13 protein-coding genes are annotated in these 16,090 nt (G+C 55.3%); 8 read left to right on the top strand and 5 right to left on the bottom strand.

Going from position 1 to position 16,090, the window contains the following annotated elements; genetic code table 11:
• Nucleotides 1–148 precede the first annotated feature (148 nt).
• Nucleotides 149–1,180 (top strand): SMP-30/gluconolactonase/LRE family protein, encoded by a 1,032-nt coding sequence (locus tag H8B15_RS13635; RefSeq protein ID WP_187320238.1) that lies wholly within the window; start codon nucleotides 149–151, stop codon nucleotides 1,178–1,180.
• A gap of 16 nt (nucleotides 1,181–1,196) precedes the next feature.
• On the opposite strand, the gene H8B15_RS13630 is transcribed toward H8B15_RS13635, so the two are convergent.
• Nucleotides 1,197–1,922, bottom strand: coding sequence for a copper homeostasis protein CutC (locus tag H8B15_RS13630; protein WP_187320237.1), 726 nt, complete (start codon nucleotides 1,920–1,922; stop codon nucleotides 1,197–1,199).
• The gene (locus H8B15_RS13625; protein ID WP_187320236.1) at nucleotides 1,919–2,947 is read right to left on the bottom strand and encodes an isoaspartyl peptidase/L-asparaginase family protein; all 1,029 of its coding nucleotides are present in this window, start codon (nucleotides 2,945–2,947) and stop codon (nucleotides 1,919–1,921) included. Before H8B15_RS13625 ends, H8B15_RS13630 begins: the two co-directional genes overlap by 4 nt.
• A 260-nt stretch (nucleotides 2,948–3,207) precedes the next feature.
• Here H8B15_RS13625 and H8B15_RS13620 point away from each other — a divergent pair, with 260 nt between their 5' ends.
• A complete protein-coding gene (locus H8B15_RS13620) occupies nucleotides 3,208–3,954 on the top strand; it encodes an energy transducer TonB (protein WP_187320235.1) in 747 nt (248 codons plus the stop codon).
• A 57-nt stretch (nucleotides 3,955–4,011) separates the two neighbouring features.
• Nucleotides 4,012–5,964, top strand: a complete 1,953-nt coding sequence (locus H8B15_RS13615) for an NACHT domain-containing protein (protein ID WP_187320234.1) — start codon at nucleotides 4,012–4,014, stop codon at nucleotides 5,962–5,964.
• Nucleotides 5,965–6,006: 42 nt separating this feature from the next.
• Here the strand turns inward: H8B15_RS13615 and mfd are convergent, their stop codons facing one another.
• Entirely contained in the window at nucleotides 6,007–9,519 is a 3,513-nt protein-coding gene (gene mfd / locus H8B15_RS13610) for a transcription-repair coupling factor (protein WP_187320233.1), read from the bottom strand.
• A gap of 184 nt (nucleotides 9,520–9,703) precedes the next feature.
• Here mfd and H8B15_RS13605 point away from each other — a divergent pair, with 184 nt between their 5' ends.
• The 3 genes from H8B15_RS13605 to H8B15_RS13595 all read left to right on the top strand — a co-directional run bounded on the left by H8B15_RS13605 (nucleotide 9,704) and on the right by H8B15_RS13595 (nucleotide 12,553).
• Entirely contained in the window at nucleotides 9,704–9,931 is a 228-nt protein-coding gene (locus H8B15_RS13605; RefSeq protein WP_187320232.1) for a hypothetical protein, read from the top strand.
• Nucleotides 9,932–10,200: 269 nt separating this feature from the next.
• Nucleotides 10,201–10,941, top strand: coding sequence for a metal-dependent hydrolase (locus H8B15_RS13600; RefSeq protein ID WP_187320231.1), 741 nt, complete (start codon nucleotides 10,201–10,203; stop codon nucleotides 10,939–10,941).
• Nucleotides 10,942–11,539: 598 nt separating this feature from the next.
• Complete coding sequence (locus tag H8B15_RS13595; RefSeq protein ID WP_185281520.1) at nucleotides 11,540–12,553, top strand: NYN domain-containing protein; 1,014 nt, start codon at nucleotides 11,540–11,542, stop codon at nucleotides 12,551–12,553.
• Between the two features lie 132 nt (nucleotides 12,554–12,685).
• Here H8B15_RS13595 and H8B15_RS13590 read toward each other — a convergent pair whose 3' ends face one another.
• Together H8B15_RS13590 and H8B15_RS13585 are read right to left on the bottom strand one after the other, a co-directional pair.
• Nucleotides 12,686–13,759: an SDR family oxidoreductase gene (locus H8B15_RS13590; protein ID WP_187320230.1), complete on the bottom strand. Its 1,074-nt coding sequence runs from the start codon at nucleotides 13,757–13,759 to the stop codon at nucleotides 12,686–12,688.
• Between the two features lie 142 nt (nucleotides 13,760–13,901).
• Nucleotides 13,902–14,348, bottom strand: a complete 447-nt coding sequence (locus H8B15_RS13585; protein ID WP_187320229.1) for a GNAT family N-acetyltransferase — start codon at nucleotides 14,346–14,348, stop codon at nucleotides 13,902–13,904.
• 129 nt (nucleotides 14,349–14,477) lie between these two features.
• On the opposite strand from H8B15_RS13585, the gene H8B15_RS13580 reads away from it, so the two are divergent.
• On the top strand, nucleotides 14,478–14,966 hold the full coding sequence (locus H8B15_RS13580; protein WP_187320228.1) for a YajQ family cyclic di-GMP-binding protein: 489 nt from the start codon (nucleotides 14,478–14,480) through the stop codon (nucleotides 14,964–14,966).
• Between the two features lie 167 nt (nucleotides 14,967–15,133).
• Nucleotides 15,134–15,913 carry a TerC family protein gene (locus H8B15_RS13575; protein WP_343069161.1) on the top strand — a complete coding sequence of 260 codons (780 nt, stop codon included), beginning with the start codon at nucleotides 15,134–15,136 and terminating at the stop codon, nucleotides 15,911–15,913.
• Nucleotides 15,914–16,090: the final 177 nt, after the last annotated feature.

The raw sequence follows: 16,090 nt of genomic DNA, 5'->3' as shown, positions 1-16,090 counted from the left end.
TCAGGATGACAGAATGGAAAGGACAGCTCTTCCCTACGGCAGCGCTTCCTTCCGGGTTGATACGAACCACGTTGCGCAACCTTCAGCATAGTAGCAGGGTAGGGAAGAAGCGCCCCTTCTTCCCACTGTTCTGCTAACCCTGTACCTAATGCGCTTTCTCTTTCTGCTGCTGATCTGGCTGCTGCTGTTACCCCTATCGGCCGCGGCTCAGTCCTCCCCCAACCTCACCAAAGGCCGCATCATTCGGCAGGACCCCGGCCTCGATCAACTCCTCAGCCCCGACGCTCAACTTGAAATTGTAGGCTCCGGCTTCACGCACATCGAAGGCCCGCTGTGGGTAGCCGATAGCAGCATGCTGTTGTTTTCGGACACGAAATCGCGCACGATTTACCGCTGGTCGGAGCAGAAAGGCCTGTCGAAGTTTCTGGAAAACAGCGGCTACACCGGCCGCATGCCCCACGGCGAGGAGCCTGGCAGCAACGGCCTCGCCCTCGACGACCAAGGCAACCTGCTGCTCTGCCAGCACGGCGACCGGCGCATAGCCTTCCTACCCCTCGCCAAGCAAAGCGGCCTGCGCACCCTCACCGATAACTTCGAGGGCAAGCGCTACAACAGCCCCAACGATGTGCTGGCCCACCCCACCAACGGCGCCATCTACTTCACCGATCCGCCCTTCGGCCTACCTCAAAAGGAAATGGACCCCTTGCGCGAGCTGCCCGTATGCGGCGTGTACCGGCGCGATGCGAAAGGCAAGATAACGCAGGAAATTACGGACCTGTCGCGCCCCAACGGCTTGGCTTTCACCGCCGATGGCCGCACGCTCTACGTGTCTAACTCCGACTCGCTGCGCCCCGTGATTATGCAATACGATGTGCGCAGCAATGGCAAGCTCAGCAACGGCCGCGTGTTTTTCGACATGGCTACCCTACCCAAAGTGCGCCCCAAGGAACTACCCGATGGCTTGAAGGTAGACCAGGCCGGCAACGTGTATGCCACTGGCCCCGGCGGCGTTTCCATCCTCTCGCCCGCCGGCAAGCTGCTCGGCACCCTCGACCCCGGCGAAGTGGCCGCCAACTGCGCCTGGGGCGACGACGGCCGCACCCTCTACATCACCGCCAATACGTTTCTATGCCGCGTGAAAACCAGAGCGCAGGGAGTAGTAACGCAAAAGAAGAACTAGAGCTAGGAGCTAGAAGCTAGGTTAGTTCTTCTAGCATCTTTAATAACCCCACCAACTCCCGCACCAGTCCAGCATCTGTCTGCCAGTGCGCCACGTCAAACTCATTGGGTTGCGAGGGTAGGGGAATCAGCTTCTTGGCGCTAGTATGAAACTCTGTGGCGCCTATAGCAGCCGCTAGCGGCAGCAGATTGCCAGCGTTGATGCCCGCGCCCGGCTGTATGCTGATGCGGCCAGCGGCCTGGGTCACTAGCGCCGCCAGCTGCTGCTGCCCAGCCTCGGCGGACGTGGCGCTGCCGGAAGTCAGCACGCGCTGGCAACCGAGCGCTACGATTTCCTCCAGGGCCTGCGCCTGGTCCTGGCACACGTCAAAGGCGCGGTGGAAGGTAACCTGCATGGGCTGGGCCAGCTCTATGAGGGTGCGGCAGCGGGCCACGTCTACGCGGCCGGCTTCGTTTAGGATGCCCAATACTACCCCATCGCAACCCAGTTCGCGGCAGGCCAGCACGTCGGTTTGCATGAGGGCGAATTCCTCGGCGTCGTACACGAAGTTGCCCGGCCGGGGGCGAATCAAGACAAACACCTGAATACCGAGCAGCGCCCGCACGCGGCGGATGAGGCCGTAGGAGGGCGTGATGCCGCCCTGCTCCAGGTTCTGGCACAGCTCGATGCGGCCGGCGCCGCCCACCTGCGCCGCCTGGGCCGACTGCACCGAGTTGGCGCAGATTTCCAGGGTGTAGCTCACTTCAGCAGGTACTCGCAATTGACGAGCTGCTTCTGGTTTTTGGCGTCGCACACGGCGTAGCTGAAGCCTTTCTGTAGGGCAAACGCGCCTACCTCGCCCTTGCTGCTCACGGCAATAAAACCCACCTGAATGTCGCGGGCGGCCTTGTCGCCTTTGATGCGGAGGATGCGCTCCACGGCGGCTTTGCAGGCCGCTTTCGGCGACATACCCTGGCGCATCAGCTCCACTACCGTGTGCGAGCCTACCATCCGAATCACGTCTTCGCCCTGGCCGGTGGCGGCGGCGGCGCCTACCTCATTATCCACGTACAGCCCCGCCCCGATGATGGGCGAGTCGCCCACGCGGCCGCGCATCTTGAAGCCCATGCCGCTGGTGGTGCAGCTGCCGCTGAGGTTGCCCTGGGCATCCATGGCCAGCATGGCAATGGTATCGTGGTTTTGGGGGCCGCCCACGGGGCCTACCTTTTTCTGGTTGCCGCTATTTTCGATGTTGACGACGGGCTTATATTCGCTCTTTTTCAGCCACTCTTTATAGGCTGCGGCCGCATCGGCGCTCAGCTCCAGAGGCTCCAAGGGGAAGCCCTGGGCCACGGCAAACTGCTGGGCGCCTTCGCCTACCAGCATCACGTGGGGCGTTTTTTCCATCACGGCCCGCGCCACGCTGATGGGGTGCTTGATGCGCTCCAGGGCCGCCACGCTGCCGCAGTTGAACTTGTCGTCCATGATGCAGGCGTCGAGGGTTACGATGCCGTCGCGGTCGGGGTTGCCGCCCAGGCCCACGCAGCAGTTCTGCGAGTCTTCGGTCACGCGCACGCCGGCTTCCACGGCATCCAGGGCGCGGCCGCCTTTGCTCAGGATTTTCCAGGCATCCTGGTTGGCCGCTATGCCATCATTCCAGGTGGAAATCACCACGGGCTTGTTCTTGACGGTACCGGCGGCGGGTAGGGCGGCCGCGGCTACGGGTTTGGTGGCCAGCAAAGCCAGTCCGGCCGCCGACGATTTGATGAATTTTCTACGATTGGACATGCACAAGCGAAATGCGTTCGGGGTTAAAGAACGCAAGATTTGCGCATTTCTGCGTGATGTGGATGCAGGTCAGGCCAGACGGGATACCCCACCCCCAGCCCCTCCCCTCCGGGAGAGGGGTGCCAGACGCAAGTTGTCGTTGAACGAACCCCTCTCCCGGAGGGGAGGGGCTGGGGGTGGGGTAACTATGTCAGTGAAATCGTACTTTTCGCAAAGTCATTCTGAATACATTACCCTTACCACTTTATCCCTACTACCCTATGCGTACAGCATCTACCATCTTATTGCCCTTCTTGCTCCTCGGCGCCCCACTGTGCAGTTGGGCGCAGGCCACGCAACCCGTAACCGTCAGCCAGAAGAACCCCGCGGGCCGCGAAGAATACAACGTGCTGACCGCCGACCCGCAGACCAAGCAGGGCGCCTACCGCCACTACGGCGGCCGCAAAGGCGCAGTGCTGCTCGAAGAAGGCTTCTACGCGGCCGGCCAGAAAGACAGCCTGTGGACGGAATACGCCGAAATAGGCAGCCAGCCGAAAGCCAAAGGCCGCTACCGCCGCGGCCAGAAGGTAGGCGAGTGGGAATACTACACGCCCGACGGCACCCTGGCCACCCGCTACGACCATACCTCGGGCCAACTGCTTTTCCGCCAACCCAGCAAGTGGCCGCATCAGTTGGTCATTCGCCCCTTGTCCCCGGATGTGGTAATTACTGAGCCTCCCATCGCGCTGGCCGGCAACGATGCCCTGGCCCGCGCCGTGGGCATGAGCGTGCACTACCCGGTGATGGCGTTACGCCGAGGGGTAGGGGGCGAGGTGCGCGTTGCCTTCACCATCGACAGCAACGGCCACACCTCCAACCACCGCGTCGTGCGCGGCATCGGCTCCGGCTGTGACGAAGAAGCCCTGCGCGCGGTACAGAGCCTCAATGCCGAATGGATTCCGGCCTCCGCCAATGGGCAACCCGTGGCGTCGGAATGCAAGATGCCAGTGGTGTTTGCGGTTAGGTAGGGTAGGCGATAGGTAGTATCTTGGTAGCTGTATTTCATATCTATTTAACTTTATCTAATGGACCCTTTGACCGTTGCAATACTCGCCGAGCCAGCTAAGCAGATAGTGAAACCTGTTTATGACAAATTTCTAGAGCCACAGCTAGGTAAGATAAAAGAATGGTTTAAAGAAAAAGATTTGGTATCTCAAGAAGAGACGTTTGAAGAAAAATGTCTTGATTATATAAATCAAACTTACGATAAGTGTAATGTTGTTAATACACTCGTATTTCCTAATGAGCAAATTAAAATTGATGACCTGTACCAACCTTTGAGACTAGTTCCTGTTGGTGATGGTGAAATGCACGTTATAGCCAATACACAGCTTGGTTTTCTTAAGACTTATAGGAAGGTTTTAGTTAGAGATCAAGCAGGAATGGGTAAATCTACATTAATGAAGTGGATTGTCTGTAAAACTATTCTCAATAACATAGGTGTTCCTGTCTTTATAGAATTAAGAAAATTATCTGCTTCAAACAAGATAATTGATGAAATATTTAGTCAATTTAATCAAATTCAAAAACCTTTTAATAAGGATCTGTTATTGAGATTAATAAGTAATGGTCATTTTATTATTATATTAGATGGTTATGATGAAATAGTTCCTTCTGAGCAAAATAAGGTTGTTGAAGATATTGTTGAGTTTTCTTCAAAAGCTAGGAATAATTATTTTATAATGACGTCTAGGCCAGAGTCATCATTATCTACATTTGGAGATTTTAAAGTTTTTAATATTGCTGGACTTAAGAAATCTGATTATATTTCAATTATTAATAAGTGTGATGCAATTAGCGGATTTGGATTGTCGGAAAATCTAATATCAGATTTAGATAAAAAACGTGGACAAGTTCAGGTATTCCTCAAGAATCCCTTTTTAGTAACTTTGTTATATAAAGCATATGCTTATAATAAGAATATACCCTTAAAAAAGTCGGCTTTTTATGAAGAGATATACCAAGCTCTTTACAAACATCATGATCTTTCAAAGGATAGATACGAAAGGCCAAAAAAATCTGGCCTTGATATATATCAATTTAGGCAAGTCTTACGAAGATTTGCTTTCCAAACAGCGAAAGATGGTATTGTGGAGTATACAATACCACAATTAACATCTTACGTTGAGAAGGCTAGAAAAAATTTAGTTGGAATTCCTTCTTTTTCTGATTCCTCCTTTGTTGAAGACATCATTCAGCATGTTCCATTATTTTCTAAAGAAGGGCTTGATGTAAAGTGGCTTCATAAATCTTTGCAAGATTACTTTGCTGCTGAATATATTGTCTTCGCGAATCAAAAAGATGAAATACTAAATAATATATATAATTCAGGCAAGTATTTTAAATATGAGAATATATTAGATTTTATTGTTGAAATAGATTATCCTGTCTTTAGAAATACGATGCTTTACAACGCCTTGATTAAGTATAATGAATTTTATGATAAAAACAAAGGGCTTTACAGTAGATTTTCCGAGGATGAGATAGATGCAAGAATATCTATGATATTTGGTGCTGAGTGTTATCTAACTGATGATGTTAGGGATGATGAGCTAAGTGAAAAACTTAATTTAATGATAATTAATGATTCAATTATGGATTATAGTTATGGATATAATAAGGAATTATGTATTGCATTGGGCTATAATGATGTAGCTAGATTAGTATTAAATTATGTTAAATATTCTAATTGTGAAAATATATTTATAAATAAATATATTCATCCAAGTAAAAGTACTGTGGATGAAGACACTGATTTTATTTATAAAAAAATAAATAATAAGATTGTTCATATTATACCTAGTTCACGGCAATTTTATAATACTTCTTCTTATTTTTCAAAGATTAATAACGTTTATGTTCAAATTATGGGTCCAGAAACAACAGTGATTAGTTACGAGAAATGTAAATTGGTAAAGCTTGATATTGAAAGAAGAAAGGTAGGCGGAGCTGATAATGATGATTTAACTGGTCTTTAAATAAAAAAGCCATCATTTTAAGAATGATGGCTTTTTTATTTGCTACACCCCTACCTTCTCCTCACTCCCCAACTCACTCAGCACCCGCTTCGCCGCTTGCACGTTCTGCACGTCGTCGATGGTGATGATGAGCTGTTCTTTGCGCTCCTTCATGGTGGCGGTGCGGGGGTGGGTTTGCACGTAGTTGAGCACCGTGCCGAACTGGTCGCCCTGGAAGTAGGCCTCGTTGTTGGTGGCGGGCACGTAGGCTTTCAGCACGTTCTTCTTCAGCGTCACCTTCTCGAAGCCCACGCGGCAGGCCTGCCAGCGCAGCTTCACGATGTCGGCCAGCTGCTCTACCTCGGCGGGTAGGGGGCCAAAGCGGTCCACGATGCTGGCCACCAGCTTGCGCAGGGCCTCGGGGTCCTTCACGCGGTCGAGCTTGCTGTAGAGTTGCAGGCGCTCCGACACGCTGCTCACGTAGCTGTCCGGAATCAGGATTTGCAGGTCGGTTTCCACGTTGCACTCCTTGGGGCCTTTGGCGCCGGCGGCTTCCTGGAGGCGGCCGGTGGTGTCGCCCAGGAACAGGTCGCGGAACTCGGTTTCCTTCAGCTCCTGCACCGCGTCGTCCAAGATCTGGTGGTAGGTTTCAAAGCCCAGGTCGTTGATAAAGCCCGACTGCTCGCCGCCCAGCAGGTTGCCCGCACCCCGAATGTCGAGGTCGCGCATGGCCACGTTGAAGCCCGCGCCCAGGTCCGAGAATTCTTCCAGCGTGCTCAGGCGCTTGCGGGCGTCGGAGGGTAGGCCAGCCACGGGCGGCGTGAGCAGGTAGCAGTACGCCTTTTTGTTGGAGCGCCCTACCCGGCCGCGCATCTGGTGCAGGTCGGAGAGGCCGTGCATGTGGGCGCGGTTGATGATGATGGTGTTGGCGTTGGGAATATCCAGGCCCGACTCGATGAGCGTGGTGCTCACCAGCACGTCGTACTCGCCGTCCACAAACTTCATCATGCGCTTTTCCAGCGAGTCGCCGTCCATCTGGCCGTGCACGTAGGTTACGCGGGCATCGGGCACCAGGCGCAAGATCATAGCGGCCTGTTCCTCAATGTCTTTCACGCGGTTGTGCACGTAGAATACCTGCCCGCCGCGCTTCAGCTCCCGCGAAATGGCGTCGCGCACCAGCACTTCGTCAAACACATGCAGCTCCGTTTGCACCGGCTGGCGGTTGGGCGGCGGGGTAGCAATGACGCTCAGGTCGCGGGCGCCCATCAAAGAGAAGTGCAGGGTGCGCGGAATGGGCGTAGCCGAAAGCGTGAGCGTGTCCACGTTCACCTTCAGCTCCTTCAGCTTGTCCTTGGTCTTCACCCCGAATTTCTGCTCCTCATCAATCACCAGCAAGCCCAAGTCCTTGAACTGCACGTCTTTGTTGGTGAGGCGGTGCGTGCCGATGAGAATATCGGTCTTGCCCTCGGCCACCCTACCCAGCGTTTCCTTGATCTGCTTGGTGCTCTTGAAACGGTTCACGTACTCCACCGTCACGGGCAAATCGGCGAGCCGGTCGCGGAAGGTTTTGTAGTGCTGCATGGCCAGGATGGTGGTAGGCACCAGGATGGCCACCTGTTTGCCATCGGCCACCGCCTTAAACGCGGCCCGAATGGCTACCTCGGTCTTGCCGAAGCCCACGTCGCCGCACACCAGGCGGTCCATGGGGTGGGGCTGCTCCATGTCGTGCTTCACGTCTTCGGTGGCCTTGCCCTGGTCGGGCGTGTCCTCGTAGATGAAGCTCGATTCCAGCTCGGCCTGCATAAAGGAATCCTTGGCGAAGGCGAAGCCCGGCGCGGTCTTGCGCTTGGCGTACAGCCGAATCAGCTCGGCCGCAATGTCCTTCACCTTCTTCTTAACGGCCTTTTTCTTGTTTTCCCACTCCGGCGAGCCCAGCTTGCTCATGGTAGGCGGCGTGCCCTCGGCCCCGCTGTACTTGGCAATCTTGTGCAGGGCGTGAATGCTCACGGTCAGCACGTCGTCGTCGCGGTATACCAGCCGGATAGCCTCCTGCAACTGCCCGTTGATGTCCACCTGCATCAGCCCCGCAAAGCGCGCAATGCCGTGGTCCTGGTGCACCACGTAGTCGCCGGGTTGCAGGGTGCGCAGCTCCTTGAGGGTCAGGGCCTTTTTCTTGCTGAACTTGCGTGTTTCCTGGGCGCGGTAGTAGCGCTCAAACAGCTGGTGGTCGGTATACACGGTCAGCTTCAGCGTATCGTCTACGTAGCCCTCGCGCAGGGCCAGCAGCAGGTGCTGAAACTGCACGTTGTTGTCCAGCTCGTCGAAGATGGTGCGGAGCCGGTCGGCCTGCCGCACCGAGTCGGCCGCGATGATGCTGGTGAAGCCCTGCTGCTGGTAGTCGCGCAGATTCTTGAGCAGGCGCGGAAACTCCTTGTTGAAGCTGGGCTGGGGCTTGGCCGTGAAGGCAAACTCCTCGGCCCCGGTCTTGAAGTGAAAGCGCTTGCCGAACTCCACCACCGCGAAGTTTTCGAGCTGCTTGCGGAAGGTCTTGGCCGTTTCAAACAAATCGGCCGGCTTGCTCACAATCTGCGTGCCGCCCGCCGACTCCAGCAACCGCTGAAAGCCCGCATCGGCCTTGTCGAACGACTCGTCTACCACGTCCAGAGTCAGGCGCACGTCCTTGGCCCACACGGTCAGGTTGCGGGGTAGGAAATCCAGGAAGGCCTCGCGGGTTTCGTGCAGCAGCTTGGTTTGCACGTTGGGGATGATGCTGATCTGCGCCTTGCGCTCCACCGACAGCTGCGTTTCGGGGTTGAACGTGCGGATGCTCTCCACCTCATCCCCGAACAGCTCGATGCGGTAGGGCAGCTCGTTGGCGTAGCTGAAGATGTCCACAATGCCCCCGCGCACGGCGTACTGCCCGGCCTCGTACACAAAATCCGTCCGCTCGAAGTCGTACTCGCCCAGCATCTCCCCGATGAAGTTCACGTCCAGCTTCTCGCCCGTCTGGATAGAAAATGTATTCGCCACCAAGCTCTTGCGGTTGATAACCTTCTCGAACAGCGCCTCAGGGTAGGTGACGATGAGGGCGCCGGCGTCCTGAGCTGTTAGCTGTTGGCTGTTGGCTGTTAGCTTTTCCTCCACTTCGGGGGTAGGCTCCACGGGTTTCTGGCCTTTGCTACCCTTGCTGCCGCTGAGGCGGTTGAGCACCTCGGCGCGCATGAGCACGTTGGCGTTTTCTGTCTCGTCGAACTCGTAGGGGCGCTTGTAGGAACTGGGGAACAACAGCGGCTCGGCCTGGGGCAGCAGGTGCTGCAAGTCGGCCAGGAAGTAGGCGGCTTCCTCCTTGTCGTGCAGGATAAACAGGTGGTGCTGCTCGGGGTAGAGCGTGTGCAGGGCGGCGGCCAGCACCGCGTCCTGGCTGCCTACCAGCCCGCGCAGGTGTAGGCGGGGTAGGGGCGTGTCGGCGGCCTCGGCTTTTTTGAGGGAGCGAAGCGTGGCCGGATTCAGGCGGGCGCCTACCGTCAGCACGGTTGGGTCGAGGCGGTAAAGCTGGAGGAAGTCAGTAACCTTCAAAACAGGATATAGCTAGGAGGGAGGGCAAAGGTAGAAGCCCGGCCGGAAGGAATTTCCGGTCGGGCACGCGTAGGATATGGTAGTAGCAATACCGCAACCGCGCAGCGAAAGTTTCCGGCGCGGCTGGCAAGCGCCACCGCAGCAATTGCCGTATCTTAACAAAACGGATTGTCTCTATTCAACTATGGCCGATCATAACGAAAACCTTCCGCTGGGGGCAGCCGAAATCCTAATCGAAATGCGGGCAATGCGGCGGGAGAATCAGGAAAACAACGACCGCCTACTCATGACTATAAATCGGCTTACTGGTACGCTGACCGAGCACGTAGTTGATATTCGTCAGAACGTCCAGCGCATAGACCAACGGCTGGAGAAAATAGAAAAGAAACTAGACGAGTTTACCGATTTCTAGCACCGCCTGCGCATACTTGAAAATATTGTGCTGCGCAAAGCCTCGTAGTATGCGCTAGAAACTAGTTCCTCTCCTTTTTTCAAGGAGGGGCTAGGGGTGGTCTGACTAGAATTAGAAAACTAGAACTAGTATCGTTCTGAGGTATGGAACCACCCCTAGCCCCTCCTTAAAAAAGGAGGGGAACTAGCTTTAGCTTTTAGCTCACAGCTTAGTTCAGTAACGGCCGCGCCGGTATCTTCGTGGTTTATTTATACTAGTAGTATCTCTCCTTGCGCGGATCTTCTCACCTGGCCATTGGCCTGATTACCGGCGTGGCCGTCGCCGGACTTGTTCCCCACGTGCCCTTCTCGGTGGCCGGCATTGCGCTGGCGGGTTTTTCCTCCCTCGCCCCCGACCTCGACCACCCCAACTCCCGCCTGAGCAAGCGCCTGGGCTTTGTGCAGCAGTACGTGCGCTGGGCCTTTGTGCTGGCTGGCGCGGCCCTGGCCGTCTACACCCATTTTCTCCTACCCCTCGGCCCCGACCGGCGCATGGGGTTCACGGCGGCGCTGGCCTTTGGGCTAATTGGAGCAGCCATGCAAGGTAATTCTGTGCGGCGGCTAGCGTTGCTGTTCACAGGCTTATGCACGATAGTAGCCGGGTTTTACACCGAGTTTCTGTGGTTGAGCATGCTGGGGGCCTTTGTGTCGGTAGCGCCCTTCACCAGCCACCGCTCCTGGACGCACACCCTGTGGGCGGCGGGCCTCTGGACGTACATCGGGCACCTGGCCAACTACACTCTGGGTTGGCACGGGGTAGCGTGGTTTGCGGGCGCCGGCTACCTCTCGCACCTTGTGGCCGATTCGCTCACCAAAGCTGGTGTGAAATGGCTGATGCCTCTCACCGATGCCTGCTTCAAGATTCCGCTGATCCGTACGGGCTCTGCGAGTGGCAACGCGTTGGAAGTGGCTATCTGCCTGGGCTATGCTGCGCTGGTGCTGAGTCTGGTATTAGGCAATATGTCTTTCTAAGCTGCGTTTGAGGCCTGTGCTGAGTGGCTGACACCTACTGCACAACATTGCTTGGTGGAATTGGAGTGCGTAGAGCAGGTAGGATAAAGTGAAACGGGGGGAAGCTGATGTAGCAGAAACTGGATTTATACTGGAAAAGCTAAAAATATATTACTATAATAATACAGGAACCAGCTAGATTTGTGGCGGATAGTTGAAAGGAAGGTCGCGTGAAGTAAATTTATATATAGCTAATGGCATATACGAAATAGGTTGGATTTTGCTTTAATTTGCAGATTGCTAAGTGAATATACCTAGAGTAGGTATGAGACAGAATTTATGCGTGGTCTTTCAATCTTCATCCATGCATCATCTCGTATAGTACTCCTTACCGAAGCATATCACTTCTGCCAGATACCTCAGAAATCAAGCTACAGCAATAGTATGTAGCGTAGCTTGATATTCTACAGTAATTACTTAGTAATCAATATGAATAATTTTACACAGTTCAGCTTGTATATTTGACCTGGTACTTCCGCAACACAAGTACCTCCTGTTGTTTGCCCGTTCTCTTTTTCTTACTCACACCTCATTTTGCGCACACACAATTTTTTGCTTTATGAATCAGATTAATAGCCCTCTGGTTAGGATAGGCGTCTTTTACGATGGCAATTATTTCCTTAAAATCAGTGATTACTACTACTTCCAGCACGACCGTAAGGCCCGTATTAGCCTGGAGGGATTGCACGAGTTTATCCGGCAGCAAGTAGCCGAAGAAGAAGACGTAGACGTACGCCTGAGTCAGATCATTGATTCGCACTTTTTCCGTGGCCGCCTGAGCGCCACCGAAGCCCGCGACAAGGACCGCCTGTTCCACGACCGGCTGTTCGACGATATCCTCATGAACCTGGGCATCAACACGCACTACATGCCCCTGAAAACCCGCGACGGCCGGTTGCAGGAAAAAGGCATTGATGTGTGGCTCTCGCTGGAAGCCTACGAGCTGGCCATGTACAAGAGCTTCGATGTGGTGGTGCTGATTGCTGGCGACAGCGACTACGCCCCCCTCATCAAGAAGCTGAACACCCTAGGCACCCGCGTGATGCTGCTGAACTGGGACTTCAAATACACCGACTATAAAGGCGAAAACCGTGTAACGCGCGCCTCGCAGCAACTGCTTAGCAGCGCCACCTACCCGGTAGACATGCACGACATCATCGACCAAGGCCTGTCGACCAACGAGGAGCTGATCGAGAATATGTTTGTGGCCCAGTCGGAGCCTACTACCTACCCTACCTCTACCCTGAAGCCCGTACGCCCCACGGGCCCCACGGCAGCCGGTCCGGTAGGCACGGTGGGCATTAGCACCATCAAAAACCTGAAAAACGGTTTCGGCTTCGTGGTGATGCCGCCCAACAACCTGTTCTTCAGCTATGCTGATATGGCCGAGGGCGACTTCAACGACCTGAACGAAGGCGACTGGGTGGAATTCACCGTAGGCCGCAACCACCGCGACGAGGACTGCGCCCGCAACGTACGCAAAGTGCAGCCCCCGCAGATGGAAGATGGCGACGAGTACGAAGATGACGAGGAGCAGGAGCACGAATCTGCCGGCTCGCCCGACCGCCTGTAAGCCCTAACTTCGGTTTAGCTTGTCATACAAAAGCGCCGGTTTCCACTAGGAAGCCGGCGCTTTCGGTTTATTTTATACAACTAGTTACTGCTTGTGTATACCTGTCTGGTATGCAGTCAACAGCTGTAGTAACTACGGAATAATCTGGTCGTTGCGCAGCTGCGCAAACAGGTCGAAGAATGATTCCTCGGTGGGCTGGTATACCAGGAAACCCAGCTTGCGGCTCTTGCTCATGTCGGTCATCACCTCCAGGGGGCGGCCCAGGTCGAGGTCGGTGTGCCAGGGTGAGGCCAACTGGTGTAGCTCTGGTATAGCCAATTGGTAACGGGCGGCCATATCGCGCCATAGGTCGGCATCGTTGGTCATCTGGGCTTCCAGCGGGTGCACGGTGCCATCGAAACCGGCGGCTTCTACCCCAAACCAGGCCGCCAGGCGTGGCCACAGCCAGCTCCAGCGGAAATAGTCGCCATTCACGATATTAAACGCTTCGTTGCGGGCGGCGTCGGTGGTAGCGGCCCAGGCCAGTTGCTTGGCAATAATGCGGGCGTCGGTTACATCCGAAAGGCCATTCCACTGCGCTTCGGAGCCGGGCCATTGAAACGGCCGGCCGGTTTCCTTGCAAATGCTGGCGTACACGGCCAACGTGGTGCCCATATTCATCAGGTTGCCTACGGCCTTGCCAATGATGGTGTGGGGGCGGTGGATGCTCCAGGTGAAGCCGTCGCGCTCCGCCGCCGCGTATACCTCATCTTCCTGGGCGTAGTAGAAGTTCTCGATGTCGAGCCGGGGCAGCTCTTCCCGGAACGGGGTAGGAGGCAGGGTGCCGCCCTTCGCGTACGCCTCAAACGGCCCCAGGTAGTGTTTCAGGCCCGTAACCAGCGCCACATGCTGCACGGTGCCCTTCGGCGAAAGCGCCGCCAGGATATTGCGTACCAGCGCGCTATTCACACGAATGTTTTCGGCCTCCGTATCCTGCCGCATCCAGGTGGTGATGAACACGTGGGTAGGGTGCACATCGGCTAGGGCTGCTTCCAGGGCGGCTGGCTCCAGCAAATCGGCGGCCACGGGGTGGAGGCCGGCGAGGTGCTGCGGGGGGCGGCGCGCTAGGCCGTACACGGTCCAGTTGGTGGCGAGCAGCTCGGTGGCCAGGTTGCTACCAATGATGCCGCTGGCGCCCACAATCAGGGCAATTCTATTATCGTTCATGCTTTTCGTATCGAGAAAAAGAAGGCGTGAAAGTCCCACGCTCTCTATTCAACCCCCGGAAGGAAGAATAGTTGAACGATACATGATTCGATTGCTGGCGTAGGCTGTCCAGCCAACGCGGGGTAGGAGGTAGCCCGGTAGCTTAGCGCAGCGACTTGCGCATCAGAAAGTGCGGCACGTTGCCGAACAGCGTGTGCGACGGTGCCACCACGGTATAGCCGGCCGCCTCGTAAAACGGCACTGCCGTAGCACGGGCGTGCAGGATGCACTCTGTAAGGCCCTGCTGTCGGGCGCCAGCTTCCAGGAAATGTAGTACCTGTCGGCCCAGGCCCCTACCCTGGTAGGCCGGATCGACGGCCATGAAGCGCACTTGTGCTTGGCCTGGGGCCGAGGGGTGCAGCCGACCCACCGCTACTACCGGCCCATCGGGGGTAGGGTAGCGCAGCAGCGCGTGCAGGGTAGTATGGGCGTCGTCGTCGGGGGCGCGCTCCGAGCCGGGCGGCTGTTGCCAGGGCGCCCGCAGCACTTGGTAGCGCAGCTGGTAATAGGCGGCAAAATCGGCGGCGGTGCGGGGCGAGGAAACAGACATGGCAGCGAAGATAAAAATTACGTACAACGCATCTTTGGCCTACAAGCGGCCTGCGGGCAAACGCCTACCTTTGGCGCCCGCATTCAGCCTGTAGTTCCTTTTTCTTACCCTTCTAGTACTCATTTCCTTATGCCTTCTTTCGACATTGTGAGCAAAGTAGATCCGCAAACACTCGAAAACGCGGTGAATACAGCCAAAAAAGAATTGCAAACGCGCTACGACCTGCGCGATACCAAAGGCGGTATCGAGCTGGATAAGAAAGCCAATACCATCCAGCTCAGCTCCGAAAACTCTATGCGCGTGAAGGCCCTGGAAGATATTCTGCTGGCCCGCGTAGTGAAGCAGGGCATCGACGGCACGGCCCTCGACTTTACGGATGAGGAGCAAGCCAGCGGTGCCCTGGTGAAGAAAACCGTGAAGGTGCGCGCCGGTATTGATAAAGATACGGGCCGCAAAATCAGCAAGGCTATCAAAGATGCCAAGCTGAAAGTAGAGGTGCAGATGCAGGATGAGCAAGTGCGCGTATCGGGCAAGAAGATTGACGACTTGCAAGCCGTCATTGCCCTGCTGCGCCGCACCGATATCGGCCAGCCTCTGCAATTCGTGAATATGAAGTAGATAGGTTGCTTAGAACGTCATGCTGAGCGGAGGTGAAGCACCTCGCTCACATTCTTGAGCTAGGTATGCAACGTCAGCACGCGAGATGCTTCGACTCCGTTGCACTACGCTCAGCATGACATGCTAAGCAACCTGTTGCCACATCACCTCATCAGCACTTCAACCCCGTGTTTGACTTCTCTACCTTCGCCGAAGCCCACACCTGGGTCAGCCTACTCACGCTGACGTTCATGGAAATCGTGCTGGGCATCGACAACATCATTTTCATCTCTATTGTCGTGAACCGGCTGCCGCGCGAACAGCAGGCCCGCGGCCGCACCATTGGGCTGCTGCTGGCCCTGCTGTTCCGGATTGGGCTGCTGCTCAGCATTTCGTGGATTGTGGGGCTGAAAACGCCGTTGTTCCACTTGGATCTGCCGTTCCGGGAGCCCGATTTTGGGGTGTCGGGTAGAGACATTATTCTGTTTCTGGGTGGTCTCTTCCTGTTGGCCAAAAGTACCACCGAGATTCACGGCAAGTTGCAAGGTGAAGAAGAGGAACACGGTACGGGCAAGTACAACACCCTGTCGCGGGTGATTTTCCAGATCATTGTCATCGACATTGTCTTTTCGTTCGACTCCATCCTGACGGCCGTGGGCTTAGTCAACAACGTGCTGGTGATGATCCTGGCCGTGATTCTGGCCATGGGCGTGATGCTGGCTTTCTCGGGCTACGTAGCCGATTTCGTGAATCAGAACCCCACCATCAAAATCCTGGCCCTGTCGTTTCTGATTATGATTGGGGCCATGCTGATTATGGAGGCGTTCCACCAGGAAGTACCTAAAGGCTACGTGTACTTTGCCATGGCCTTCTCGCTGGCGGTAGAGCTGCTGAATATGCGGGTCCGCAAAAAAGTCCCGCCCGTGGAACTGCGCGACGTGAAAGCGCAGTCAACAGAGCAACCGTAAGCTATGCCTATCACCACAACACGCCCTACCCTCCAGCTTGCTCATGGCAGATGGAAGGGTAGGGCGTGCTGCTGCGTATGCGCGCCGGACGTACACCATTGACTGCCAGAATTCTTAGGTCATCAACCTGAGGGCGTGATGCCAGATTTCATCCGAAAAAAAACACGTAATACAGCC

Origin of the sequence: Hymenobacter citatus, from assembly GCF_014333615.1 — a bacterium.
Taxonomy (GTDB): Bacteria; Bacteroidota; Bacteroidia; order Cytophagales; family Hymenobacteraceae; genus Hymenobacter; species Hymenobacter citatus.
Note: the sequence above shows the minus strand (reverse complement) of the source record. Positions and strands in the feature narration are given on the sequence as shown.

Coding starts and splice junctions, on each gene's coding strand:
- H8B15_RS13605 (WP_187320232.1), top strand. CDS start 9,704: ATGGCCGATCATAACGAAAACCTTCCGCTGGGGGCAGCCGAAATCCTA.
- H8B15_RS13625 (WP_187320236.1), bottom strand. CDS start 2,947: ATGTCCAATCGTAGAAAATTCATCAAATCGTCGGCGGCCGGACTGGCT.
- H8B15_RS13585 (WP_187320229.1), bottom strand. CDS start 14,348: ATGTCTGTTTCCTCGCCCCGCACCGCCGCCGATTTTGCCGCCTATTAC.
- H8B15_RS13635 (WP_187320238.1), top strand. CDS start 149: ATGCGCTTTCTCTTTCTGCTGCTGATCTGGCTGCTGCTGTTACCCCTA.
- H8B15_RS13595 (WP_185281520.1), top strand. CDS start 11,540: ATGAATCAGATTAATAGCCCTCTGGTTAGGATAGGCGTCTTTTACGAT.
- H8B15_RS13615 (WP_187320234.1), top strand. CDS start 4,012: ATGGACCCTTTGACCGTTGCAATACTCGCCGAGCCAGCTAAGCAGATA.
- H8B15_RS13620 (WP_187320235.1), top strand. CDS start 3,208: ATGCGTACAGCATCTACCATCTTATTGCCCTTCTTGCTCCTCGGCGCC.
- H8B15_RS13580 (WP_187320228.1), top strand. CDS start 14,478: ATGCCTTCTTTCGACATTGTGAGCAAAGTAGATCCGCAAACACTCGAA.
- H8B15_RS13590 (WP_187320230.1), bottom strand. CDS start 13,759: ATGAACGATAATAGAATTGCCCTGATTGTGGGCGCCAGCGGCATCATT.